The organism is Streptomyces sp. NPDC001606 (assembly GCF_053596835.1).
This window is the reverse complement of sequence record NZ_JBSFHC010000019.1, coordinates 55,833-78,484: the sequence shown is the minus strand read 5'-3', so window position 1 is coordinate 78,484 and position 22,652 is coordinate 55,833. Positions and strand designations below refer to the sequence as shown.

The window sequence follows — 22,652 nt, the reverse complement described above, 5'->3', positions numbered from 1 at the left end:
GGCGATCCTCCTTGCTGCGGACATGCCGACACAGAGGACCGACCGCGCCCTCCAGGGGATGCAACAGCGGATGCGGGCCCGCCCTTCCCCGATCAATCGGCTTTACCCAATCATTACCCGAGCCGCGCTGCCGCCCCGGCGGCCCTTACCCTCGTACGCATGAAAGCCCGCGCAGCGACCCGCACCCCCGTCGTGGGAACGGTGACCCGCGGGACCACCAACCCCAACCGGCTGCGCCGCATGGACCGCTGGATCGCGGCCGTGCACGGCGCCGAGCTGCGCCGCGCCGCCGATCCGCTGGCCGTCGACCTCGGCTACGGCGCCGCGCCCTGGACCGCCGTGGAGCTGCTCGGCCGGCTGCGTACCGTCGCCCCCCGCGCGCGCGTGGTCGGCATCGAGATCGAGCCGGAGCGGGTAGCCGCGGCCCGGCCGTACGAGCGCGAGGGCCTGGCCTTCCGGCACGGCGGCTTCGAGGTGCCGGTGCCCGGCCGGCCGCTGCTCATCCGGGCCGCCAATGTGCTGCGGCAGTACGACGAGGACCAGGTCGCCGCGGTCTGGGAGCGGCTGTGCGCGCGGCTCGCCCCGGCGGGCGCGGGCTCGCGCGGCGGGCTGCTGGTCGAGGGCACGTGCGACGAGATCGGGCGACGGCACGTCTGGGTCGCGCTCGGCCCGGAGGGACCCCGGACCGTCACCTTCGCGACCCGGCTGGGCTCCCTGGAACGCCCCTCGGACCTCGCCGAGCGGCTGCCGAAGGCGCTGATCCACCGGAACGTGCCGGGCGAGCCGGTGCACGCCTTCCTGCGCGACTTCGACCGCGCCTGGTCCGCCGCCTCCCCCTACGCCTCCTACGGCGCCCGCCAACGCTGGCTCCGCACCATCCACGCCCTCACCACGGACTGGCCGGTGACGGACCGCCCGGCGCGCTGGCGCCAGGGCGAAGTGACGGTCACGTGGGAGGCGTTGGCGCCGCGCCGCTGAGATCACCGCCCTCGCCGCTGAGATCATCCCGCCGGGTTCCGGACCAGTACCGGCACCACCCAGCCGAGATCACCTATGCCCCCTGTCGATTTGCGGTCAGTCGTGGCACGATCCCCCAGACAAGCCGCAAGTTACTGACGGTAAATCAGTTGGGGGCGACGTATGGGTTCGGGGAAGCGCGGTCTGCTCACGGCCGCTCTGACCGTGGTCTGCGCGGTGACCGTCCTGGCGGCACCCGGTACGGCCTTCGCGGCTCCGGTGCCGACGCCGAGCAGCACGCCGAGCCCGGCCCCCTCGACCGCCACGGACTCCGGGCTCGAACAGGTCCGCGCCAAGCTCGACAAGCTGTACCACGAGGCGGCCGTCGCCACCGACGCCTACAACGCCGCCGAGGAGAAGGCGAAGAAGCAGTCCGCCGCGATCGTCGCGCTGGCCAGGAAGATCGACCAGGGGCAGCAGCGGCTGGCCAAGCTGAAGAACCAGGCGGGCGCCGCGGCCCGCGAGCAGTACCGCACCGGCGGGGTGTCCCCCACCGCCGAGTTCCTGCTCAGCGACGACCCGGAACAGGTCCTGGACGGCGCCGGACTGGTCCTCCAGGGACAGCAGGCGGCGAACCACCTGATCGGCGAACTCACCGGCACCCAGAAGACCTTGCAGGGGTACGCCGACGCCGCCGCGGCCGAGTGGAAGAAGCTGGACGCCGACCGCGAGGCCAAGGCCGCCGCCAAGAAGCGCATCCAGCGCCGGATCGCCGACGCCAAGAAGCTGGAGTCGCAGCTCCAGCAGAAGGAGAAGGACCGGCTGGCCCAGCTGGAGGAGCAGGCCGCGCAGAAGGCGCAGGCCGCCTGGCTGGACACCGGCATCCTCAAGAAGATCCACGGCAAGGCCTCCGCGCAGGGCGAGAAGGCCGTCGCCTTCGCCGGCGCCCAGATCGGCAAGCCGTACGTGTGGGGCGCCCAGGGCCCGCGCGCCTACGACTGCTCGGGCCTGACCTCCCAGGCCTGGGCCGCCGCCGGCCATCCCATCCCGCGCACCTCGCAGGAGCAGTGGCGGCAGCTCAAGCACATCGACATCAAGGACATGCGCCCCGGCGACCTCATCATCTACTTCTCCGACGCCAGCCATGTCGCCCTCTACATCGGCGACGGCGCGATCATCCAGGCCCCCCGCCCGGGGCGCACGGTGACGATCGCGGGCGCCGGTTCCATGCCGATCCTGGGCGTCGTACGGCCGGACGCCTGAGCCGGGACGGATCACCATCTGCCCGGTGACACAGGTCATGTGACCCACTCCACGGCCAACGCCCGCACAAACCCGCCCAGGACGTGAGCTTCGTCATCCCGGACGGTCCGCCGAGGTGTCCAACTGCGCTACGGAACGCGGCATATGACGGCAGCCTGCGCCGAGGCGACGCGGCTCACACCATTCCATCGGGGTGGAGACACCCGCTATGGTCACCCGTCGGTGGCTCGAGACCCCTCGACGCCGCCGTGCCCTCGGGGGGAGGGAAGGAATCCAAGACAATGCCCGTACCCGTACCGCGGCAGAGAGCGATCCCGGCCGTGGAGAGTGGTCAGGCTGAGGCCGCCTCCGCAGTCGGCGGCCCCCTCAAGGAAGAGGCCCACCGCGACGCCACCGCCACCGGCGGCACCGGCGCCACTCTCACCCTGCTGCTGATCGAGGACGATCCGGCCGGTTCGCCGATCGTGCCCGACCTGCTGGACTCGGCCGGCAAGCCGATCCGGGTCCGCACGGCCCGCAACCTCACCGAGGCCGAGCGGCTGCTCACCGACGACGTCCACTGCATCCTGCTGGACCTGGCGCTCCCGGCGCCCGGCAACAGCGGCACCGAGGACGAGCTGGCCGTGCTCAAGCACGTGCTGCGGCTCGCGCCCCGGCACGCCGTGCTCGCGCTGACCGCCTCCGCGGACGCCGAGCGCGGCGCCGAGGCCGTGCGCGTCGGCGCCCAGGACTACCTCTTCCGCGACGAACTGGACGGCCGGCTGCTCAGCCGCGCCATCCGCTACGCCGTGGAGCGGAAACGATCCGACACGGCCGAGCGACGCCTCGCCGAGGGCCGGCTGCGCGCGCAGGAGAACCGCCGGCTGGAACGCGGTCTGCTGCCCACCCCGCTGCTGGAGGGCTCCTCGCTGCGCTTCGCCGCCCGCTACCGCCCGGGCCGCTCCCGGGCCCTGCTCGGCGGCGACTTCTACGACGCGGTCCGCACCCCCGACGGCACCGTGCACGCCATGATCGGCGATGTGTGCGGGCACGGCCCGGACGAGGCCGCGCTCGGCGTGGAGCTGCGCATCGCCTGGCGCGCGCTGACCCTGGCCGGGCTGAGCGGGGACGAGCTGCTGGGCACGCTCCAGGAGGTGCTGGAGCACGAGCGCTCGGACGAGGAGATCTTCGCGACGCTGTGCACGGTGGACATCGCGCCCGACGGACGCAGCGCGGGCCTGTGCCTGGCCGGTCACCCGGCGCCGCTGCTCGCCCGGCCCGGCCGCCCGGCCACGCTGCTCCCCTACGACAACAACGGCCCCGCCCTCGGCCTGCTGCCCGGCGCCCGCTGGCCGCGGATGCAGGTGGAGCTGGGCGCCGAGTGGAGCCTGATGCTCTACACCGACGGACTGATCGAGGGCCGGGTCGGGGCCGGCGGTGATCGGCTCGGCCAGGACGGCATGGTGGAGCTGATCCGCCGGCAGCTGGGCGAGGGCCTGCGCGGCGAGGAGCTGCTGCGCGCCGCCGTCCACGAGGTGCGGGACCTCAACGGCGGCGAACTGACCGACGACGTCGCCGTGGTCCTCCTGGACCGGGCGCCGTAAGGATCTCGCGAGCAGGGGGCGGGCCCGGAAGGGGCTAGCGCCCGCCGTTCCACGGGCCGTACGGGCCGTCGCTGCTGCTGCCGCGGCCGCGGCCCCAGCCTCTGCCGCCGCCGGAGACCTGCTTGAGGGCGGGGCGGACGTCGACGATGTAGACGATGCTGGCGACCACGCCCGCGATCGGCAGGATCGACAGGATCGAGAACAGGTAGCTGACGATCAGCGCGATGCCGAGGATGATCAGCCAGAAGACCTTGTTCTGCTTGTCGGCGGCGCGGAAGGCGTCCTCGCGGCGGAACGCGGCATCGGCGAGGCCGAACGCCGCCAGCGCCATGAGGATGATCTTCAGGATCCCCAGGAATCCCGCGAAGCCCAACATCAGCATGCTGCCCACCACCCGCCGTCCTCTTCCACCGCGAACCGGTGTGCCGGTCCGTACGCCACCGTACCCATAGAACGGGCCGGACACCCCAAAGGTGCCCGGCCCGGCCCTGCCACGGCGGTCCGGCTCACTTGGCCGGCGGGGTCGTCTTCTTCGCGGGGGTGGCCTTGCGGGCGGCCGGGGTCTTCTTCGCCGCGGGCTTCTCCGCGCCGGCCTCGGCGGAGGCGTCGGCCGCCGGGTGCTCCTCCCGGACCTCGACCGGCTCGGGCTTGCCCTCGACGACGATCGCCAGCTCCTCGATCTCCTCGGCGGCCTCGCCGCGCCAGGTCTTCACGGTCTGCTCGCCGCGCTCGGCGACCTTCTCGTAGGTCTCGCGGGCCTTGACCGCGTACTCGGCGGCGATGCCGACCCCGCGCAGCGCGAAGTCCTGGGCCTGCTCGCCCAGCTTCTTCAGGTCCCCGTCGAGGAGGCCGAAGAACTCGTTCACCTTGGTCTGGAGCGTCTCCTGCGCCTCCTTGGCCCGCGCCGTGGCCTTCTCCTGCACGGCCTTCGGGTCGGTGTTGCGCACCTTGTCGATACGGGCCGGGGCCTCGGTGCGCAGCTGCTCGACCAGCGCGGGCACCTTCTTGGCCTGCTGGAGGGCGAGGTCGGCGGTGCCGGCGGCGAAGTAGAGCGGAGTCGGGTCGCTGAGGGTCTTGCGCAGGTCGTCGGTGATGGCCATCGTGATCTGGTCCTCCCGGATTCGCGTTCGGCTGAGGTGGGTGTGGTCCGCGGTGGTGCGTCCGGAGCCCTGGTCCGGCTCTTATCCGGCCGTCCGCCGCGGACTCGCATCGGCATCGCCGCCCTCGGCACGGGGTGTGCCGGTGCCGTCGGGTTCCCGCTCCGCGTCCGCCATGCCGTCCCCGTCCGCGGCGGGCTCGCCGACCCCGAATCCGTTCTCCTTGCGGAACGACTCGTAGATCTGGAGCAGCACCTGCTTCTGCCGCTCGTTCAGCGAGGGATCGGCGAGGATGACCGCCCGGGTCTCCACCTCTTCCCGGTCCCGCTCGGCGTCGAGGATGCCGGCGCGGACGTACAACGTCTCGGCGGAGATGCGCAGGGCCTTGGCGACCTGCTGGAGCACCTCCGCGCTGGGCTTGCGCAGCCCGCGCTCGATCTGGCTCAGATACGGATTGGACACCCCGGCGGCATCGGCGAGCTGCCGCAGCGAGAGCTGGGCGGTCCGCCGCTGCTCGCGCAGGTACTCACCGAGATTGCCGACGTTCAGCGATGCCATGTCCCCACCTTGCCGCACTCGCGCTAACAATTGCAAGCACCCTGCTTGCAAGAGTGTCGCGACCCTCGTGTTGCGCTCCTCCCGTGAACGGCGCCCCTCCCGTGAACGGATCGGTCAGGAACGGAGAAGCGCCCGGCACCGCGCGCCGCTAGGTTGGCCGCCATGGACGTCACCGCACCGCACGCCGCCGACCGCCACGACCTGATCCGGGTGCACGGCGCCCGGGAGAACAACCTCAAGGACGTCAGCGTCGAGATCCCCAAGCGCCGGCTGACGGTGTTCACCGGGGTGTCCGGCTCGGGCAAGAGCTCGCTGGTGTTCGACACCATCGCCGCCGAGTCGCAGCGGCTGATCAACGAGACGTACAGCGCCTTCGTACAGGGCTTCATGCCCACGCTCGCCCGGCCCGACGTCGACGTGCTGGACGGACTGACCACCGCGATCATCGTGGACCAGCAGCGGATGGGCGCCGACCCGCGCTCCACGGTCGGCACCGCCACCGACGCGGGCGCGATGCTGCGCATCCTCTTCAGCCGGCTCGGCACCCCGCACATCGGCTCGCCCAAGGCGTTCTCCTTCAACGTCGCCTCGATCAGCGGCGCGGGCGCGGTCACCGTGGAGCGGGCCGGCCGGACCGTCAAGGAGCGGCGCAGCTTCAGCATCCTCGGCGGGATGTGCCCGCGCTGCGAGGGCCGGGGCACGGTCACCGACATCGACCTCACCCAGCTCTACGACGACTCCAAGTCCCTGAACGAGGGTGCGCTCACCATCCCCGGGTACAAGTCCGGCGGCTGGAACTACCGGCTGTACGTCGAGTCCGGGCTGTACGGCCCGGACAAGCCGATCCGCGACTTCACCCAGCGGGAACTGGCCGACTTCCTGCACCGCGAGCCGACCCGGATGAAGATCGCGGGCATCAACATGACGTACGAGGGGCTGATCCCGCGGATCCAGAAGTCGATGCTCGCCAAGGACCGGGAGGGGATGCAGCCGCACATCCGGGAGTTCGTGGACCGGGCGGTCACCTTCACCACCTGCCCCGACTGCGCGGGCACCCGGCTCAGCGAGACGGCCCGGTCGTCCAAGATCAAGGGGATCAGCATCGCCGACGCGTGCGCGATGCAGATCAGCGACCTGGCCGCCTGGGTCGGCGGCCTGGACGAGCCGTCGGTCGCGCCGCTGCTCGACTCGCTGCGGCACACCCTCGACTCGTTCGTGGAGATCGGCCTCGGCTATCTCTCGCTGGACCGGCCCGCGGGCACCCTGTCGGGCGGTGAGGCGCAGCGGGTGAAGATGGTCCGGCACCTCGGCTCCTCGCTCACCGATGTCACCTATGTCTTCGACGAGCCCACCGCCGGTCTGCACCCGCACGACATCCAGCGGATGAACAAGCTGCTGCTGCGCCTGCGGGACAAGGGCAACACCGTGCTCGTGGTGGAGCACAAGCCCGAGGTGATCGCCATCGCCGACCATGTCGTCGACCTCGGCCCCGGCGCCGGCGCGGCGGGCGGCACCATCTGCTTCGAGGGGACCGTGGCCGGGCTGCGCGCGGGCGGCACCCTCACCGGGCGCCATCTGGACGACCGGGCGAAGGTGAAGGAGACCGTGCGCAAGGCCACCGGCGCGCTGGAGATCCGCGGGGCGAACACGCACAACCTCCAGGACGTCGACGTCGACATCCCGCTCGGCGTGCTGACCGTCGTCACCGGCGTCGCCGGGTCCGGCAAGAGTTCGCTGGTGCACGGGTCGATCCCGGCCGGCGCGGGGGTGGTCTCGGTGGACCAGGCCCCGATCCGCGGCTCCCGGCGCAGCAACCCGGCGACCTACACCGGGCTGCTCGAACCGATCCGCAAGGCGTTCGCCAAGGCCAACGGCGTCAAGCCGGCCCTGTTCAGCGCCAACTCCGAGGGCGCCTGCCCCACCTGCAACGGCGCCGGGGTCGTCTACACCGACCTGGCGATGATGGCCGGGGTCGCCACCACCTGCGAGGAGTGCGAGGGGCGGCGGTTCGAGGCGTCGGTGCTGGAGTACAAGCTCGCGGGGCGGAACATCAGCGAGGTGCTCCAGATGCCGGTGTCCGAGGCGGAGGAGTTCTTCGGCACCGGTGAGGCGCGCACCCCGGCCGCGCACCGGATCCTCGGCCGGCTGGCCGACGTGGGTCTCGGCTACCTGACCCTGGGCCAGCCGCTCACCACGCTCTCCGGTGGTGAGCGGCAGCGGCTGAAGCTGGCGACGCACATGGGCGAGAAGGGCGGGATCTACGTCCTGGACGAGCCGACGACCGGTCTGCACCTCGCCGATGTCGAGCAACTCCTGGGCCTGCTGGACCGGTTGGTCGACTCCGGCACGTCGGTGATCGTCGTCGAGCACCACCAGGCGGTCATGGCCCACGCCGACTGGATCATCGACCTGGGCCCCGGCGCGGGACACGACGGCGGCCGCGTGGTCTTCGAAGGCACCCCGGCGGACCTGATCGCCGCACGGTCCACGCTGACGGCGGAGCACCTGGCGGAGTACGTCCGCTAGCGCCGCCCGCTCAGAACGGCAGCGGCCGTTCGTGCACCACGTCCAGCCTCGACACCGCCCGGGTCAGCACCACGTACAGCCGGTGCGCGCCCCGCTCCTCGGCCTCCGCGACCGCCGCCGGTTCCACGGCGACCACATGGTCGTACTCGAGTCCCTTCACCATGCTCGCCGGTACGACCGTCAGCCGGGCGCCGAGGCGGTCCGGTCCGGCCGGGGAGAGGCCTGCCGCGGCGAGGGCCCGCCGGACCCGGTCCAGGTCCGCGTCCGCGGTGACGACCCCGACGGACCCTTCGCGGGCGAGGGCCTCGGTGACGGCGGTGACCGTCGTCGCGAGGAGGTCGTCGGTCGCGCGGACGCGCAACTCCCCGTCCGCGCGCAGGGAGTGGGCCGCCGGGACGGCCACCCCCAGCCGGGGCAGCAGCCGGTTGGCGAGGGCGAGGACCGCCGCCGGCACCCGGAAGCCGGTGGTGAGCGGGACCACCGCCGCGTCCGGCTTGCCGAGGTGGCGCAGCTGGACGGACCAGTCGCGGGCGGCCCAGGGGGTGGTGCCCTGGGCGAGGTCGCCGAGGACGGTCAGGGAGCCGAAGGCGGCCCGGCGGGCGATGGCCCGGCACTCCATGGGCGACAGGTCCTGCGCCTCGTCGACGACGATGTGGCCGTACCCCTCGGGGTGTTCGATCAGCCCGCCGAGTTCGTCCAGGAGGACCAGGTCGGCGGCCGACCAGCGGGCCGACTTGAAGGAGCGCGGCGGGCGCGGCCAGAGCAGGGCGGCCTGCTCGGCGGGGTCCAGCAGGCCCCCGGCCGCCCGGGCCAGGGTTTCGGCGTCGCCGAGGAGCCCGGGGAGGACCTCCTCGGGGCGGACCTTCGGCCAGACCGCGTCGAGGTGGGCGGTGAGCGGCCGCGCGTGTTCCATGCGGCGCACCCAGGCGGCGGGCCGTACCCCGGAGCGCCGCTCGGCCTGCTCGCGCAGGAGCGCCACCACCCGGGTGCGCACCCGCTCGCGGCCGACGGCGTACGGCGGTTCCTCCGCGCGGACCTCGGCGACGATCGCGGCGAGCCGGCCGGCGGGCACCCGCCAGCGGTAGCTGCCGTCGGGCACCACCAGGTCGGTCACGCCGTCGGGGGTCACCCGCGCGTACAGCGCGCGGCGCAGCACCTCGGCCATCCGGGGGTCGTGCTTGAGCGCGGCCGTCTCCTGGGGGTCGGTGCCGGTGGCTGGGTGGGAGGCGATCTCCTCCAGGAGGGTGGACTGCCTGACGGCCCGGTCCGTCTCGCCGAGGGCGGGCAGTACCTGGGCGATGTAGGTCAGGAAGGTGCGGTTGGGGCCGAGGACGAGCAGCCCGGCCCGGTCCAGGCGCTTGCGGTGGGTGTAGAGCAGGTAGGCGGCGCGGTGCAGGCCGACGGCGGTCTTGCCGGTGCCGGGGGCGCCCTGGACGCAGACGGAGTCGGTGAGGGCGGCCCGGACGAGGTCGTCCTGGTCGGGCTGGATGGTGGCGGCGATGTCCCGCATCGGTCCGACGCGCGGCCGTTCGATCTCGCGGGCGACGATGTCGCTGGTCCGGGACTCGCCCCGGCCCAGGTGCTCGTCCTCCAGGCCGGTGAGGTCGGCGGAGTCGCCCTGGGTGCCGGGCGCCCAGCCGAACCGGCGGCGGACGTCCACACCCTGTGGATGACGGGCGCTGGCCTGGTAGAAGGCGCGGGAGACGGGGGCCCGCCAGTCGATCACGAGGGGTGGGGCGGCCGGGTCCTCGGTGATCCGCAGCCGCCCGACGTGGTAGCTCTGCCCGCCGTGCGCGGGGTGGTCGGCGGCGAAGTCCAGGCGGCCGAAGAAGAGCGGGCCGGGCGGCAGTTCGCGCATCGCCTTGGCCCGGCTGCGCAACTGGTAGCCGAGCACCTCGGCGTCGGCGCCGGAGGCGGAGACGTCCTCGCCGGAGACGACCTGTTCGGCGGCGCCCTCGACCATCGCGGCGAGAGCGGCGCGGCAGGCGTCGTGGTGGGCGCGCTCGGTGTGCAGGGTGTCGGTGAGGGCGGGGCCGGGGGTGGGGTCGAGTGCCGTCATGGCGCCAGCCTACCGCCATAGCGTTACCGAGTTACGTTTTTAACCGAGTCTCGGTTAAACCCCGCCTCAGTGGCCGCGTCTCAGCGACCGGACCCCAGCTCCGGCAGCCCCCGCTTCAGCCGCCCGAACGCCCGCTCCGCAGCCCGGACCGCATCCGGTGCCACCTCCGCCACCTGCTCCCCCGCCGCGATCCGCCGCCAGTTCTCCTCCGCGAGGATCCGCTGCACGGCGATCATCTGTCCCGCCGCCAGCCGGGCGTCCAGCCCCCCGCCGAGGGCCTCCGCAAGGGCCTCCTCCTGCCGCCGCAGGTGCCGGTGCGCCCGAGCCACCAGGGCCGGAGTGCCGTACAGCAGGCGGTGGAAGGCGAGCACGTCGGGATGGTCGTTCAGGCCCGTGACCGGGTCGCGCCGCTCCAGCCCGGCCAGGAAGTGCCGGCGCAGCGCGTCCACCGGGTCGGCCGCCCCGGAGACCACCCGCGCCGCCTCCGTCTCGTGGTCGGCGATCCGGTGCAGGACCAGGTCCTCCTTCGCCGGGAAGTACCGGAAGAGGGTCGGCTTGGAGATCCCGGCCGCGGCCGCGACCTCGGCCACCGACACCGCGTCGAAGCCCCGCTCCAGGAACAGCCGTACGGCGGTGTCCGACACCTCCTGGTACATCCGCTGCTTCTTGCGCTCCCGCAGACCCATCTCAGCCATGGGGCGAGCCTACGCAGTGCCGGTGGGGCGGGCGGGGCCCACGGTCCAGGCCGGACCGGGGCCGCCGCGCCTGCGGGCGGACAGGCCGAGCGAGGCGGTCGCCGCGGCCAGCGTCATGGCGTACGAGTCCAGCGCGCGGCGCACGTTCGGCGCGTCCAGACTCACCCCGGTGACCAGCCGGTCCAGGTCGACATAGGCGGAGCGGACGATCTCGGTCCAGCGGTACACCCGCCAGTCCTCCCGCCACTGGCGGGTGAACCGCTCCGGCAGCCGGGCCTCCCAGCGGCGGAACATCCGGTCCCGGATCTCCGGCCGGGTCGGGGTGAGGTGCATGTGCCGGACCAGCTCGTACAGCGGGTCGCCGACCAGGGCCATCTCCCAGTCGATGAGGGTGAGCGCCGGACCGTCGTCGCGGCGGACCAGGTTCCACGGGTTGAGGTCGCCGTGCAGCAGGGCCGGGTCGCGCTCGGTGACCCGGTGCCGGGCGAGGATCTCGCGCAGCCGGGGCGCGTCGGGCAGGCCGAGCAGCCGGGCCAGCTGCTGGGACTCCTTGGGCAGGCCCGCGACCAGCGCCACCAGCTGCTCGCTGAGCCAGCCGTAGAAGGAGCAGCCGGGCCGGCCGGCCACCGGGTCGATCTGCGCGTGGTCGACCCCGGTGAGCGCGGCCAGCTGGTCGACCAGGCAGTCGGCCTCGTGCGGCAGCAGCCCGTCCACCGGGTGCCGCGGCCGCCGGCCGAGGTCGCGGGCGCCCTCGTAGGTGTGCACGGCGAACCGGTCGCCGCGGTAGCGGTGGCCGGGCCGTACGGCGTGGCTCGTGCCCAGCGCCAGCACCCGGGGCGCGGCCACCTCCACCCCGGACCGCTCGATCGCCCGCAGAACGGCGTGTTCGCTGAGGAAGCCCCGCTCCCGGCGCAGCCGTACGGTCAGCTCGCGGCGGACGACGACGGGGAAACCGGTGCCGGGCACCCGCAGCACGGTGTTGAGGTGCGCGGCGCCCTTGAAGACCCGGTCGGCGGGGGCGGCGCCCTCCAGGAACAGCGCGTCGGCGACGGCCGGGTGCGGGAAGCGGGGGTGTTCGGGGACGCGTCCGTCCGGGGTCCAGCCGAGGGCCCGGGCCGCCCGGCAGCTCGGCCTGCGGACGGCGGCCGAGGCGCCCCGCCGGAACAGGATCCGCTCGATCTCGCCGGCCTCCGGCACCCGGCCGAGGCCCAGCGGCTCGGCGGCGCGGCGCAGGGCGGCCCGCACGGCCGTGGTCGCCCGTTCCACGCGGGCCTGGTCGAACGCGTCCGCGGAGTCCTCCAGCGACCGTACGGCCCGGACGACGTCGGCGTAGAGGGACTGCGCGTGCTCGAACGCGACGTAGTGGCGCAGGTCCTTGCCCAGCCCGGCCGCGGCCGCGGGCCGCACCCGGCGCACCGCGTCCGCCCAGGCGTCGGTCACCTCGGTCCACTGGTGGTCGGGGTAGCGCATGCGCACCAGGTGGACGGCGAGGTCGTGCAACGGGTCGCCGTATCCGGCCAGTTCCCAGTCCACGGCGAGCGGCGGACCGCCGTCGTACGGCAGCACCAGGTTGCCGCGGTGCAGATCGCCGTGGAACAGGCCGTACGGCCGCCGGGTCAGCGCCGGGACCCGGTCGGCGAACCGGGTCAGGGCGTCCTCGGGCACGCCGAGCGCGGTGAACAGGCCGCCGTAGCGGCGCCAGTTGGGCCGCCGGATCTGCTGGTCGGCGAGGTGCGCGAGGGTGCGCAGAAAACCCTGGGAGTCGGTGTGGTGGCGGGGCCAGTCGGCCGGCCGGGGCGGCAGCGCGCCGCCGCGCACCGGGGTGAGGGCGGCGAGCAGCCCGGCGAGGTCCCGGAGCAGCGGGCCGGGGACGGGTTCGCCGGGCGGGCAGACCTCGGCGAGTACGTCCCCGTCCACGAAGCTGTGGACGGCGTAGCCCTCGCCCGCGGCCAGGCACTCCGGCACCCGGGGCAGCACCCGGCCGACCGCCCGCAGGATCTCCGGTTCGGCCGGCCAGGTCCGGATCACCACCGGCGGCACGTCCGCGCGCGGCACCCGCACCATCACCCGGGTGCCGGCGGCCCGCCCCAGCAGCCCGGCCGCCGGCTCGGTGAGCGGGACGACGTGGTTGCGGTGGTGGAGGCCGCCGCGCACCCCGCCCCCGGCCAGGGCGTGGGCCACGAACTCCCGGACGGCGGCAGCCGTCCGGTCGCCGCGGGGGGCCCCGGCCGCGGCACGGGGGACGGACGGTGCGCCCACTGGCTGCTCCGGGTCGATCGCGCGAAAAAGAAGGTCAGCCCGGCAAGGAGTGGTGCCGGACACAGGGCCGTATCCGGGGCTCCGAGCGGTGACTCGAACCTGCCGGCTGTGTCGGCTGTGTCGGGTGTGTCCGCATGCTAGCCGACCGCGCGCCCGCTCCGGAGCACCGTCAGCAGCGGCTCCAGCGACCGTACGACGTGTTCGGCGCCGGCCGCCCGCAGGACCTGCTCCTTCGCCTCGTCGCGGGCGTAGCCGAGGAAGGGCACCTCCGCCTTCCGGGCCGCGAGCAGGTCGGTCGTCGCGTCCCCGATCATCAGTGCGGCCGCGGGGGCGGCGCCCATCGCGTTCAGCGCCCGGACGAGGCAGTGCGGGTCCGGCTTCAGGTGGTGCAGCTGCTCGGTACGGCCGTACAGGTGCGGGGTGAAACAGCCGGCCAGGCCGCGGCCCTCGAGGTAGCTGCGGACCACCCGGGCGGAGTTGTTGGTGGTGACGGCCAGCCGGGCGCCGACCGCCGTCCAGGTGCGGATGAGCGGGTCGGCGTAGGCGGTGGGCAGCGCGGAGGCGGCGGCCTTCAGCTCCTCCTGGGTGAGCCGCTCCTCCAGCCCGGTGACCAGGTCGCTGCCCGGCCGCCGGCGGCCCACCGCGCGCAGCACGACCTGCGGGTCCAGCGTCCGGCGCTCGGCCTCGCTGAGCAGCCCGCGCAGCCCCTGCCGCTCCAGCCAGGCCACCAGGTCGGCGGCGATCCGTTCCGCCTTGTGCCGGGCGAACAGCCGGCAGATCGGCCCGTCGAAGTCCCACAGCACGAAACGGGCAGAGGTGATCAGTCCACGAAGCTTCTCTATCTCCTGCACATCAGAAGTCACGAGGAGAGTGTCAGGTCCGTGGTGATGGTTTCCCAGAGGGCGTCGAACCAGTTCTGCGACTGCTCCACGAACGCCGCGTCCCGCTGCCCGGCCCGACGCTCGAAGGAGAACAGCAGCGACTCCGAGCCGAGCGCGTCGTACATCTCCAGCGTGCCGCCGTCGGTCGGCTCCGCACGGCGCTCGATCTTGTAGTAGCCGAACAGCGCTTCGGACCCGTTGAGCAGATACAGCTTCACCGGCGGGGTGAACGGCAGCGCCCGGAAGGTGACGTGCACGTCGATGTCGTGGGTGGCGCGCAGCGCCTGGAGGTTGTACTGGAGCACCTGCCCCTGGGCGTTGCGCATGGCCAGCCAGCGCTGGTGCACGGCGTCGTCCTCGGCGCTGCCCGCGTCGACCGAGACCGGGAAGGCCAGGTTGATGTCCCGGGACGGCAGCAGCACCCGGGCGTCGATCCGCTCGGGACGCAGCCGGCCCTCGTGGATCAGGCGCAGCGGCTCACCGAGCGCGGGGATCAGGCTCTGCGCGGTGAGGCACACGGCGTCGATGCGCACCTGCGGGGCCGCGAAGGCCTCGGTCAGCCGGGGTGCGAGGGCCACCATGGTGGGCTGGGGCTCCTCCCGGGCGGCCGGCGGCGCGGCGATCCGCGGCGGGCTGCCCTTGGTGACCCCGCTGAGCAGCCCGTCCTGCTGGAGTGCCCGCAGGGCCTGGCGGACCGTGCCGCGCTCCACGCCGAACTCCTCGGCCAGCTCGGCCTGGGTCGGCAGCCGTTCACCCGGACGGAGGACACCGCTGCGGATGCGCTCGCGCAGGGCGCCGGCGATCTCCTCGGGCGTGCGCCTTCTGCTGCCGTTCACTGCCGCGTGGTCGTGGGTCACAACCAAACGCTACAACTCTGCTCCATCTGAGGGCAGTTGTCGGGAAGTTGTTCGTGAACACCGGCAACGTCGACCAAGTCGGCCCGAGTTGGTTCACCGCGTCAGGACGCGAGCACCAGATCCGAGCTGATCGTCCCCCACAGCGCCTCGAACCACAGCCGCGACTGGGCCACGAACACCGCGTCCCGCTGCCCGGCCGGCTCCTCGAACGGGAACAGCACCGACCGGGTGCCGTCGGCGTCGTACAGCTCCACCCGCTCGTCCTCGATCTCCCGCTCGTGGCGCCGGAGCGTGTAGTACGCGAACAGCGCCTCGGAGTCGTTGAGCAGATACAGCTTGACCGGCGGGGTGAACGGCAGCGCGCGGAAGGAGACCCGCACGTCGATGCCGTGCGTGGTGCGCAGCGCCAGCAGGTTCTCCCGCAGCACCAGGCCCTGGGCGTTGCGCTGGGCCAGCCAGCGCCGGTGCAGCAGACCGCCGTCGTCGGCGGCCACCGGTGCCGGGAAGGCCAGGGCGATGTCCCGGCTCGGGAGCAGCACCCGGACCTCGATCTTGGCCGGTTTCAGCTCCCCCGCGTGGATCATCCGGAGCGGCTCTCCGATCGCAAGGGTGAGCGAGACGGAGGTGAGGCAGAGCGCGTCGATCCGGACGTGCGGCACGGCGAAGGCCGCCGCCATCCGGGGCGCGAGGGCCGCCAAGGTCGGCTGTGGCGCCAGCGCGGCCGCGTCCACGACCGGCCCGGCCCCCGGCACCGGAGCCACGGTGGCGGGGCTGCCCTTGGAAACATTGGTGAGCAGCCGCTCCGACTGGAGGATGCGCAACGCCTGCCGTATGGCACCGCGCTCGACGCCGAACTCGCCGGCCAGCTCGGCCTGGGTGGGCATGCGCTGTCCCGGCCGCAGCACACCGGACCGGATCCGGTGGCGCAGTTCATCGGCTATCCGACGGGGGGACGGCCGGGTCTGCTGTGACCTCTGCTCCGGGTCCACAGAGAGAACGGTACAACTTCCCGCCAACTTAGGGCAGTTCACCGAAGGCTGGTTATGAGTCGGGTATTCGCGGAGATAAGTACAGTGGAGTTGGCAGCCAACTCAACCGACATGGTCGAGCTTCCCAGTGGTTGGCCGACCGGGTTCCCCCTCCGGAGGGGAGCCGGGAACCCGGACAGGGGACGGCCACCGAAGCGCACAGCCACAACCGAACAGACCGCACAGCCACAACTGCACAGGGCATCACCGCACAGCCACAACTGAACACGACGCGCACAGCCACAACTGAACAGCACGCTACGGATACAGCGGAACAGGGCGTCGGCCTCGAGGGCGGCGCCCTTTCTCAGCTCAGCAGGTCGTCGACCTGCGCCTCGCCCTCCCGGTACCGCCGGGCGATCTCCCCGCTGCACTCGTCGGTCGTCCGCTGCAACCGCTGCCGCCGCCGGGACACCTCCTGCTCGTACCGCACCAACCGGCCCATCGCCGCGGTCAGCTCCAGATCGGTCCGCGCGGTGAGATCGCTCAGCTCGACCTCGGCGAGCATCTCCGCGGCCAGCCCCCGGATCTCCTCGTTGTGCGGGGTGCCGAGGGTGACATGGCGGGCCGAGGAGCGCTGCCGGGCCGGGGCGTCGGTGAGGATCTCCGGCAGCCGCTCCACCACGGACGCGTCCTTCGGCGCCGGTACGGCCGCCCGCCCGCGCCGGGCCAGCTCCGCGCGCAGGATGTCGATCCGGCCCTGGAGCAGCCGCCGCACATAGCTGAGGTCGGCCTCGTCCCGCTGGGCGTCGCGGCGCAGCGCGCGCAGTTCGGGCAGGCTCAGCCGGGCCGGTTCGGGCGGCTCCGGCAGCGCGGGCTCGGCCGGGCCGTCGCCTCGCGGGGCGGGCGGCCGGAAGCTCGTGCCCTGCGGGCCCAGCCGCCCCCTGGTGCTCGGTGTGCTCATTGCTTCTGACCGTCCCCTCGACCGGTGGTGCACAGCATGGTGCCACCCCAACCGGGCACTACGTGACCGAGTGCCCCCGAACGGCCCAGACCAGCGTCAAGAGATCCATAATGGGCCCCCGGCGAACGCCCGCCGGGCACCCGGCATGATGGTCCGCATGCGTGCGGTGGTGCAGAGAGTGGACGGCGCGAGCGTCGTCGTGGACGGCGAGACGGTGGGCGCGATCGAGGGCGAGGGCCTGTGCGTCCTGGTCGGCGTGACCCACGAGGACACCAAGGAGAAGGCGGCACAGCTGGCTCGCAAGCTGTGGTCGATCCGGATGCTCCAGGACGAGAAGTCGTGCAGTGACGTCTCGGCGCCGCTGCTGGTCATCAGCCAGTTCACGCTGTACGGCGACGCCCGCAAGGGGCGCCGCCCGACCTGGAACGCGGCGGCGCCCGGCGACGTCGCCGAACCCCTGGTGGACGAGGTGGTGGCCCAGCTGAGAGCGCTGGGCGCGACGGTCGCGACGGGCCGCTTCGGCGCGAAGATGCGGGTCTCTCTGACGAACGACGGCCCGTTCACGGTGCTGCTGGAGATCTAGTCCGAGCTTCTCCCTTAGGGCGCAACCACAACCTCTTGGGCCGCCGCTGTCTCTCCGGCCAGGAGCTGCGCGTCGAGGGGGATGTTCCGCTTGACCAGGGCCAGGGCCACCGGGCCCAGCTCGTGGTGGCGGACGGAGGTCGTCACGAAGCCGATCTTGCGGCCGTCGGGGCCCTCCTCCGCGAGCCGGATCTCGGTACCCGGCGCCGGGAGGTGCACCTCGCTGCCGTCGAGGTGGAGGAAGACGAGCCGGCGCGGCGGCTTGCCCAGGTTCTGCACCCGGGCGACCGTCTCCTGCCCCCGGTAGCAGCCCTTCTGGAGATGGACCGCCGTACCGATCCAGCCCAGCTCGTGCGGGATGGTCCGGTGGTCGGTCTCGAAGCCGAGCCGGGGCCGGTGCTGCTCGACCCGCAGCGCCTCGTGCGCGAGGATCCCGGCGGCGGGCCCGTGCGTGGCGGCGAAGGACTCCAGGTCGGCACGGGGCAGGAAGAGATCACGGCCGTACGGCGTCTCGCGTACGACGACGCCCTCCGGCACCTCGGCGATGGACCCGGCGGGCAGGTGGACCACCGCGAAGTCCGCGGTGCGGTCGGCGACCTCGACCCGGTAGAAGAACTTCATCGACTCCAGGTACGCCAGCAGCGCGTCCTGGGTGCCGGGCTCGACGTGCGCCCAGACGGTCGTACCGTCGTCGACCAGGTACAGGGCGTGTTCGATGTGCCCGTGGGCGGAGAGGATCAGCGCCTCGGTGGCCTGGCCGGCGGGCAGCTCGCTGACGTGCTGGGTGAGCAGCAGGTGCAGCCAGCTCAAACGGTCCTCGCCGGTGACGGTGACGACCCCGCGGTGGGACAGGTCGACGAAACCGTTGCCCTCGGCGAGGGCGCGCTGCTCGCGGAACAGGTCGCCGTAGTGGGCGGCGACGCCTTCGTCCACACCCTCGGCTGAGACGGCGCCGGGCAGGGACAGCAGGGGGCTCTTCATGTACGCAAGCCTACGACGCGGTACTTGAACCCTTCAGGGAACAGTCCTGGCAGCGGCCGAAGATCGCGAAGTGCTTCATGTCGGTGTCGAAACCGAACTGCGCGCGCAGCTTGGCGGTGAACTCGGCGGCGACGGCGACATCGGCCTCGATGACGTTCTCGCAGTCCCGGCACACCAGGTGCAGGTGGTGGTGGCGGTCGGCCAGGTGGTAGGTGGGCGCACCGTGGCCGAGGTGGGCATGGCTGACCAGGCCCAGCTCCTCCAGCAGCTCCAGCGTGCGGTAGACGGTGGAAATGTTGACCCCCGACGCCGTCTTCCTCACTTCCGCGAGGATGTCGTCGGGGGTCGCGTGCTCAAGGGTGTCCACGGCTTCGAGGACAAGCTGGCGCTGCGGCGTCAGCCGGTAGCCGCGCTGCCTGAGGTCGCTCTTCCAGTCGGTGCTCACCACACCGGCAAGTCTAGGACTAACGGAAGAAAGCGATGCCGTCGTCGGGCATGTCGTCGGGCAGGGCCTTCGCCCAGCGCTCGACGTCCTCCGGCGTGACGACCTTCTTCAGGTGCGCCGACATGTACGGGCGCAGCTCGACCTCGGGGGTCTGCTTCTCGCCGACCCACATGAGGTCGCTCTTGACGTACCCGTACAGCCGCTTGCCGCCGGTGTACGGCTGCGCGGCGGGCGTCCGGGCGACGGCGTCCGTGACCAGGTCGATCTGCGGCTTCTTCGGGGCCATCTCGCCGTACCAGATCTCGATGACACCGTCGTCGCGGGTCATCGTGACCTCGACCTTGCGGTCGGCGTCGATCCGCCAGAAGCCGTGCTCCGACTCCAGCGGGCGGACCTTGTTGCCGTCGTTGTCCAGGACCCAGGTGTGGGACTGGTACTCCAGGAAGTCCCGGCCGTCGTGGCTGAAGGTGACTTCCTGGCCGAAGTTGCACTTCTCGGACCCGGGGAAGTCGTGCACGCCCGCGCCGGCCCAGTTGCCGAGCAGGAAGGCGAGCGGGACGAGGTCCTTGTGCAGGTCGGACGGGATCTCGATCATGAGAGGCGATTCCTAGCGGTGGTTCAGCGCTGGCCCTGGTACAGCTTCTTCACGGTCAGACCGGCGAAGGCGAGCACGCCGACGCAGACCAGGATCAGCAGTGCTTCGAAGAAAGTCTCCACGGGTGCTCCTTGAGCGGGGTGAGCGTAGGTACACAGAGGCCGGATCCCAGCTTACGCGGCCGGGCCCGGCCTCTCCCTGCGAGGTGGGCCGACCAGGGGCGAGGGTCGCGTCTGACCCGTACGGCTGAATCCGCACCGCCGCCCCGGCCCGGGCCGGTCCCGCGCGGCAGGATGCGGTGCCATGAGTACCGACATCACCCGCCGTGTAGTGATTTTCCGCCACGCCAAGGCCGAGCAGGACGACGGCGACGATCACGAGCGTCCCCTCGCCGACCGCGGCCGCAAGGACGCCCCCGTCGCCGGCCGCTGGCTCGCGGGCACCGGCATCACCCCGGACCAGGCCCTGTGCTCGACGGCGGCCCGCTGCCGCGAGACATGGAAGCTCGCGGGGGCCGAGCTGCCGGAGCGGCCCCGGACCGTGTACGACGACCGCCTGTACGAGGCGTCGCTGGGCGAGCTGATCGCCTGCCTGAACGAGATCTCCGACGAGGTCACCGACCTGGCGCTCATCGGGCACAACCCGGGCACGCACGCACTCGCCGACGCCCTCGCGGGTGAGGCGGACGGTGACCTCCTGGCCCGGATGAACCGCAGCGGCTTCCCCACCTCCTCGATCGCCGTACTCACCTTCAACGGCTCGTGGAAGGCCGTCGAGCACGGCGTCGGACGGCTGGCCGCCTTCTGGACCCCGCACGCATAGGACGCCGTCCGCTTTCACGGGCTTTCATCGCGGCCGGGCGGCTGAAAGCGCGGTGAGGGCGCCGTGAAACCGGCGGGGCGCAGGCTTCTTCCTGTCAGCAAGACCGCAGGAAAAACCCCCTGAAGGAGCCCACACCATGTCTCTCGCCCTCACCGCCCAGGACAAGGACACCCTCCGCACCGCCGCCCACGGCGCCATCGCACTCCTGGCCGCCGCCGACGCCGCCGGCTCCCCGCACAAGGTCGCCACCCACGGCGTCCTCGCCCTCATGGCCGCGACCGGCGAGGTCGGCCACGTCCTCGCCGAGAAGGGAAAGATCAAGGACCTGGGCGGCAAGTCGGCCGCCGAGATCGCCGACCACGTGCTGCCCGCCCTCACCACCACGATGCACGTCCTGAAGAAGCAGGACCCGGCCGAGGCGGACAACTTCCGCAGCACCATCCTCGTCGCCGTCGAGGCGGGCACCAAGGCCCACAAGGGCGAGCCCGGCCCGGCCCTCACCGCGATGACCGCGAAGATCACCGCCGCCCTCGACGCGTGAGGCTCCGCCGTGGGCTACAGCGCACCCTCCTGCTTGACCCCGCCCACAAAGGCGGCCCAGGCGCCAGCGCCGATCAGCAGGGGGGTGCGGGTGGTGTCCTTGCTGTCCCGCACGGCGGTGTGGAGGAGGCCGTCGCAGACTTCGACGCAGGCGCCGCCGTCCGAGTTGCTGTAGCTACTCTTGCGCCAGTCGGCAGTGTGGAGGAGCTGGTCCGAGACTTCGACGCACTGGCCGCCGTCCTGGTTGCTGTAGCTGCTCTTGCGCCACGTGATGGTGCTCAGCTCGATGGATCGCATGGCGCTTCCTCCAACATCCGCAAGATGAACATCCGTGATGCAGCAGGGTCGAGGGCCGCGTCACGAATCGCATCATATCTGCGCTGCAAGTCCTCAACCTCGCTTACTTCCTGGACGAGTTCGCCCTGTACGGCGCTCTCCAGATAGGCCACGGTACGGCCGTTCGGAAGCCGCAGGAAGGTGACTGCGGTGTCCATCAGCCCGTGCAGCCCGGCACCGAACGGCACCACGTAGAGGGTGACGTTCAAGCGCTCCGAGAGCATCGCCAGGTGCCCCAGCTGGCGCCGCCACTTCTGAGGGTCCGACAGCGAGTTCCGCAGCACCGCCTCGGAATGAATGGCTCGAAACGGCGGTGCATAGTCGCCGTCCAGCACGCTCTGGCGACCGAGACGAGCTTCGACTTGTTGCTCCAGCTCATCTCCACTGAGGCCACCTGCTGCGAGCAACTCACGGGCGTACTCGCGGGTTTGCAGCAGACCGTGCAGAACGCTGCCGCCGTAATGCCACACGCTCACCGCCTCGGCCTCCAGCAGCATGTACGGCCGATACGCCTCCCGGAACTGCATGGGGTCGGCCACCGCCAACTCCCACAGCGTGAGCAACTTGTCGCCCGTGCCGTAGTACTGGTCCGCCGCCTGCACCACCTCCGGGCCGCCCAGCGTATGGCCGTGCTCCATCTTGCCGAGGAGCGAGGAATCCCACCCCAGCACCTCCGCCAGCGCCCGCAGGCTCACCCCCCGCTCGGCCCGCAGTAACCGCAGCTCCTCCGCGAACCGCACCCTCGGTTCCTGACTGCGACCCGTGATCGCCCTCCGCTGCGGCACCGCGCCCTCCCTGCTTGTGGAATTTGTGGAATATGGGCCGCCCGCCATGGAAGGAGCGCCCGTTCCGCCCGTATCCGCCTCCGCGCCGGGCCATCCTCGTACCAGCCCAGGAACACGCAGAGTAGTGCAACTGGCGCATTCCGTATAGACAGTGAGGAAAGGCGCAAAACCGCTGGGAACGGATCCGGCCACCCTGCCCCTCGCGGCTACGCTGCCGGTATGACCAAGAAGCTCGTGATCAAGGTGACGGCCGGGGCGGACGCCCCCGAACGCTGCTCGCAGGCCTTCACCGTCGCCGCCGTGGCCGTGGCCAGTGGGGTCGAGGTGTCGCTGTGGCTGACCGGGGAGTCGTCCTGGTTCGCGCTGCCGGGGCGGGCCGCCGAGTTCGAGCTGCCGCACGCGGCGCCGCTGCCGGATCTGATCGAGGCGATCCTGGCGGCCGGACGGATCACGCTGTGCACGCAGTGCGCCGCGCGGCGCGAGATCACGGAGAAGGACGTCATCGAGGGCGTTCGGATCGCCGGCGCGCAGGTCTTCGTACAGGAGGCGCTCGGGGACGGCGTGCAGGCGCTCGTCTACTGACCGCTCACTGCCGGGGGCGCTTCTTGCCGTCCAGCTCGTCCCACCACTCGTCGGACTGGGGATCGCCGGAGGGGTCGTCCCACCAGCGGTCCTCCGGGCCCCGGCGGTTGGCGATCATCGCGGCCACGGGCGGGATGACCATGGCGAACACGCACATACCCACGGCCGCCGGGATCGACCAGAGCCGTACGACCGCCCAGGCCAGGACGAAGAGCCCGATGCACGTGCCCATCATGGCGAAGTAGATGTGGCGCCGTCGCGCGTACATAGGTCCAGGGTAGGCCGGGGCGGGGCTGTCACAACTGATCGACAATCAC

General features: G+C 72.2%; 24 protein-coding genes. 8 read left to right on the top strand and 16 right to left on the bottom strand.

Annotated features, from left to right (window positions below):
• The first annotated feature begins 159 nt into the window (after window positions 1–159).
• The 3 genes from ACWCV9_RS29085 to ACWCV9_RS29075 all read left to right on the top strand — a co-directional run bounded on the left by ACWCV9_RS29085 (window position 160) and on the right by ACWCV9_RS29075 (window position 3,803).
• On the top strand, window positions 160–978 hold the full coding sequence (locus tag ACWCV9_RS29085; protein WP_450790935.1) for a class I SAM-dependent methyltransferase: 819 nt from the start codon (window positions 160–162) through the stop codon (window positions 976–978).
• Window positions 979–1,140: 162 nt separating this feature from the next.
• Window positions 1,141–2,220, top strand: a complete 1,080-nt coding sequence (locus ACWCV9_RS29080) for an NlpC/P60 family protein (RefSeq protein ID WP_450790933.1) — start codon at window positions 1,141–1,143, stop codon at window positions 2,218–2,220.
• Window positions 2,221–2,501: 281 nt separating this feature from the next.
• Window positions 2,502–3,803: a PP2C family protein-serine/threonine phosphatase gene (locus ACWCV9_RS29075; RefSeq protein WP_450790931.1), complete on the top strand. Its 1,302-nt coding sequence runs from the start codon at window positions 2,502–2,504 to the stop codon at window positions 3,801–3,803.
• Between the two features lie 34 nt (window positions 3,804–3,837).
• On the opposite strand, the gene ACWCV9_RS29070 is transcribed toward ACWCV9_RS29075, so the two are convergent.
• The 3 genes from ACWCV9_RS29070 to ACWCV9_RS29060 form a co-directional block, all read right to left on the bottom strand.
• The gene (locus ACWCV9_RS29070) at window positions 3,838–4,185 is read right to left on the bottom strand and encodes a DUF2516 family protein (protein WP_385845692.1); all 348 of its coding nucleotides are present in this window, start codon (window positions 4,183–4,185) and stop codon (window positions 3,838–3,840) included.
• 124 nt (window positions 4,186–4,309) lie between these two features.
• Window positions 4,310–4,903 carry a hypothetical protein gene (locus ACWCV9_RS29065; protein ID WP_450790929.1) on the bottom strand — a complete coding sequence of 198 codons (594 nt, stop codon included), beginning with the start codon at window positions 4,901–4,903 and terminating at the stop codon, window positions 4,310–4,312.
• Between the two features lie 81 nt (window positions 4,904–4,984).
• On the bottom strand, window positions 4,985–5,458 hold the full coding sequence (locus ACWCV9_RS29060) for a helix-turn-helix domain-containing protein (protein ID WP_450790927.1): 474 nt from the start codon (window positions 5,456–5,458) through the stop codon (window positions 4,985–4,987).
• 162 nt (window positions 5,459–5,620) lie between these two features.
• On the opposite strand from ACWCV9_RS29060, the gene ACWCV9_RS29055 reads away from it, so the two are divergent.
• Window positions 5,621–7,984, top strand: a complete 2,364-nt coding sequence (locus ACWCV9_RS29055; RefSeq protein WP_450790925.1) for an ATP-binding cassette domain-containing protein — start codon at window positions 5,621–5,623, stop codon at window positions 7,982–7,984.
• Window positions 7,985–7,994: 10 nt separating this feature from the next.
• Here ACWCV9_RS29055 and ACWCV9_RS29050 read toward each other — a convergent pair whose 3' ends face one another.
• From ACWCV9_RS29050 to ACWCV9_RS29020, 7 genes are all read right to left on the bottom strand, one after another.
• On the bottom strand, window positions 7,995–10,043 hold the full coding sequence (locus tag ACWCV9_RS29050) for a HelD family protein (RefSeq protein ID WP_450790923.1): 2,049 nt from the start codon (window positions 10,041–10,043) through the stop codon (window positions 7,995–7,997).
• A gap of 80 nt (window positions 10,044–10,123) precedes the next feature.
• Window positions 10,124–10,738 (bottom strand): TetR family transcriptional regulator, encoded by a 615-nt coding sequence (locus ACWCV9_RS29045; protein WP_450790921.1) that lies wholly within the window; start codon window positions 10,736–10,738, stop codon window positions 10,124–10,126.
• A 9-nt stretch (window positions 10,739–10,747) separates the two neighbouring features.
• On the bottom strand, window positions 10,748–12,997 hold the full coding sequence (locus ACWCV9_RS29040) for a phosphotransferase family protein (RefSeq protein WP_450790919.1): 2,250 nt from the start codon (window positions 12,995–12,997) through the stop codon (window positions 10,748–10,750).
• A 137-nt stretch (window positions 12,998–13,134) separates the two neighbouring features.
• Window positions 13,135–13,860: an HAD family hydrolase gene (locus ACWCV9_RS29035; protein ID WP_450790917.1), complete on the bottom strand. Its 726-nt coding sequence runs from the start codon at window positions 13,858–13,860 to the stop codon at window positions 13,135–13,137.
• Window positions 13,857–14,741, bottom strand: coding sequence for a winged helix-turn-helix domain-containing protein (locus tag ACWCV9_RS29030; RefSeq protein ID WP_450790916.1), 885 nt, complete (start codon window positions 14,739–14,741; stop codon window positions 13,857–13,859). The genes ACWCV9_RS29035 and ACWCV9_RS29030 overlap by 4 nt, the downstream gene beginning before the upstream one ends.
• Window positions 14,742–14,836: 95 nt before the next feature.
• Window positions 14,837–15,676: a winged helix-turn-helix domain-containing protein gene (locus tag ACWCV9_RS29025; protein WP_450791101.1), complete on the bottom strand. Its 840-nt coding sequence runs from the start codon at window positions 15,674–15,676 to the stop codon at window positions 14,837–14,839.
• Window positions 15,677–16,070: 394 nt separating this feature from the next.
• Window positions 16,071–16,667 carry an RsiG family protein gene (locus ACWCV9_RS29020; RefSeq protein ID WP_385845548.1) on the bottom strand — a complete coding sequence of 199 codons (597 nt, stop codon included), beginning with the start codon at window positions 16,665–16,667 and terminating at the stop codon, window positions 16,071–16,073.
• A gap of 157 nt (window positions 16,668–16,824) precedes the next feature.
• Here ACWCV9_RS29020 and dtd point away from each other — a divergent pair, with 157 nt between their 5' ends.
• Window positions 16,825–17,250 carry a D-aminoacyl-tRNA deacylase gene (gene dtd, locus ACWCV9_RS29015; protein ID WP_450790914.1) on the top strand — a complete coding sequence of 142 codons (426 nt, stop codon included), beginning with the start codon at window positions 16,825–16,827 and terminating at the stop codon, window positions 17,248–17,250.
• 14 nt (window positions 17,251–17,264) lie between these two features.
• Here dtd and ygfZ read toward each other — a convergent pair whose 3' ends face one another.
• Genes ygfZ through ACWCV9_RS29000 form a run of 3 tightly spaced genes read right to left on the bottom strand, consistent with a single transcriptional unit; the run spans window position 17,265 to window position 19,270 of the window.
• A complete protein-coding gene (gene ygfZ / locus ACWCV9_RS29010; RefSeq protein WP_450790913.1) occupies window positions 17,265–18,230 on the bottom strand; it encodes a CAF17-like 4Fe-4S cluster assembly/insertion protein YgfZ in 966 nt (321 codons plus the stop codon).
• A gap of 10 nt (window positions 18,231–18,240) precedes the next feature.
• Window positions 18,241–18,678 (bottom strand): Fur family transcriptional regulator, encoded by a 438-nt coding sequence (locus ACWCV9_RS29005; protein WP_385845545.1) that lies wholly within the window; start codon window positions 18,676–18,678, stop codon window positions 18,241–18,243.
• Between the two features lie 16 nt (window positions 18,679–18,694).
• Entirely contained in the window at window positions 18,695–19,270 is a 576-nt protein-coding gene (locus ACWCV9_RS29000) for an FABP family protein (protein ID WP_385845544.1), read from the bottom strand.
• A 303-nt stretch (window positions 19,271–19,573) separates the two neighbouring features.
• On the opposite strand from ACWCV9_RS29000, the gene ACWCV9_RS28995 reads away from it, so the two are divergent.
• Entirely contained in the window at window positions 19,574–20,092 is a 519-nt protein-coding gene (locus ACWCV9_RS28995) for a SixA phosphatase family protein (protein WP_450790910.1), read from the top strand.
• Between the two features lie 136 nt (window positions 20,093–20,228).
• Window positions 20,229–20,633 (top strand): hypothetical protein, encoded by a 405-nt coding sequence (locus ACWCV9_RS28990; RefSeq protein ID WP_450790908.1) that lies wholly within the window; start codon window positions 20,229–20,231, stop codon window positions 20,631–20,633.
• Window positions 20,634–20,647: 14 nt separating this feature from the next.
• Here the strand turns inward: ACWCV9_RS28990 and ACWCV9_RS28985 are convergent, their stop codons facing one another.
• Both ACWCV9_RS28985 and ACWCV9_RS28980 read right to left on the bottom strand, forming a co-directional pair.
• Window positions 20,648–20,929 carry a DUF397 domain-containing protein gene (locus ACWCV9_RS28985; RefSeq protein ID WP_450790906.1) on the bottom strand — a complete coding sequence of 94 codons (282 nt, stop codon included), beginning with the start codon at window positions 20,927–20,929 and terminating at the stop codon, window positions 20,648–20,650.
• Window positions 20,911–21,753: a helix-turn-helix domain-containing protein gene (locus tag ACWCV9_RS28980; protein WP_450790904.1), complete on the bottom strand. Its 843-nt coding sequence runs from the start codon at window positions 21,751–21,753 to the stop codon at window positions 20,911–20,913. Before ACWCV9_RS28980 ends, ACWCV9_RS28985 begins: the two co-directional genes overlap by 19 nt.
• A gap of 219 nt (window positions 21,754–21,972) precedes the next feature.
• Between ACWCV9_RS28980 and ACWCV9_RS28975 the strand changes: the two genes are divergently transcribed.
• A complete protein-coding gene (locus ACWCV9_RS28975) occupies window positions 21,973–22,335 on the top strand; it encodes a DsrE family protein (RefSeq protein ID WP_450790902.1) in 363 nt (120 codons plus the stop codon).
• Between the two features lie 4 nt (window positions 22,336–22,339).
• On the opposite strand, the gene ACWCV9_RS28970 is transcribed toward ACWCV9_RS28975, so the two are convergent.
• Window positions 22,340–22,603 (bottom strand): DUF3099 domain-containing protein, encoded by a 264-nt coding sequence (locus ACWCV9_RS28970; protein ID WP_385845539.1) that lies wholly within the window; start codon window positions 22,601–22,603, stop codon window positions 22,340–22,342.
• Window positions 22,604–22,652: the final 49 nt, after the last annotated feature.

What these genes read in the sequence shown, in the direction of transcription:
- ACWCV9_RS29085 (WP_450790935.1), top strand. Translation starts at nt 160, where the DNA reads ATGAAAGCCCGCGCAGCGACCCGCACCCCCGTCGTGGGAACGGTGACC.
- ACWCV9_RS29080 (WP_450790933.1), top strand. Translation starts at nt 1,141, where the DNA reads ATGGGTTCGGGGAAGCGCGGTCTGCTCACGGCCGCTCTGACCGTGGTC.
- ACWCV9_RS29075 (WP_450790931.1), top strand. Translation starts at nt 2,502, where the DNA reads ATGCCCGTACCCGTACCGCGGCAGAGAGCGATCCCGGCCGTGGAGAGT.
- ACWCV9_RS29070 (WP_385845692.1), bottom strand. Translation starts at nt 4,185, where the DNA reads ATGCTGATGTTGGGCTTCGCGGGATTCCTGGGGATCCTGAAGATCATC.
- ACWCV9_RS29065 (WP_450790929.1), bottom strand. Translation starts at nt 4,903, where the DNA reads ATGGCCATCACCGACGACCTGCGCAAGACCCTCAGCGACCCGACTCCG.
- ACWCV9_RS29060 (WP_450790927.1), bottom strand. Translation starts at nt 5,458, where the DNA reads ATGGCATCGCTGAACGTCGGCAATCTCGGTGAGTACCTGCGCGAGCAG.
- ACWCV9_RS29055 (WP_450790925.1), top strand. Translation starts at nt 5,621, where the DNA reads ATGGACGTCACCGCACCGCACGCCGCCGACCGCCACGACCTGATCCGG.
- ACWCV9_RS29050 (WP_450790923.1), bottom strand. Translation starts at nt 10,043, where the DNA reads ATGACGGCACTCGACCCCACCCCCGGCCCCGCCCTCACCGACACCCTG.
- ACWCV9_RS29045 (WP_450790921.1), bottom strand. Translation starts at nt 10,738, where the DNA reads ATGGCTGAGATGGGTCTGCGGGAGCGCAAGAAGCAGCGGATGTACCAG.
- ACWCV9_RS29020 (WP_385845548.1), bottom strand. Translation starts at nt 16,667, where the DNA reads ATGAGCACACCGAGCACCAGGGGGCGGCTGGGCCCGCAGGGCACGAGC.
- dtd (WP_450790914.1), top strand. Translation starts at nt 16,825, where the DNA reads ATGCGTGCGGTGGTGCAGAGAGTGGACGGCGCGAGCGTCGTCGTGGAC.
- ygfZ (WP_450790913.1), bottom strand. Translation starts at nt 18,230, where the DNA reads ATGAAGAGCCCCCTGCTGTCCCTGCCCGGCGCCGTCTCAGCCGAGGGT.
- ACWCV9_RS29000 (WP_385845544.1), bottom strand. Translation starts at nt 19,270, where the DNA reads ATGATCGAGATCCCGTCCGACCTGCACAAGGACCTCGTCCCGCTCGCC.
- ACWCV9_RS28995 (WP_450790910.1), top strand. Translation starts at nt 19,574, where the DNA reads ATGAGTACCGACATCACCCGCCGTGTAGTGATTTTCCGCCACGCCAAG.
- ACWCV9_RS28990 (WP_450790908.1), top strand. Translation starts at nt 20,229, where the DNA reads ATGTCTCTCGCCCTCACCGCCCAGGACAAGGACACCCTCCGCACCGCC.
- ACWCV9_RS28985 (WP_450790906.1), bottom strand. Translation starts at nt 20,929, where the DNA reads ATGCGATCCATCGAGCTGAGCACCATCACGTGGCGCAAGAGCAGCTAC.
- ACWCV9_RS28975 (WP_450790902.1), top strand. Translation starts at nt 21,973, where the DNA reads ATGACCAAGAAGCTCGTGATCAAGGTGACGGCCGGGGCGGACGCCCCC.
- ACWCV9_RS28970 (WP_385845539.1), bottom strand. Translation starts at nt 22,603, where the DNA reads ATGTACGCGCGACGGCGCCACATCTACTTCGCCATGATGGGCACGTGC.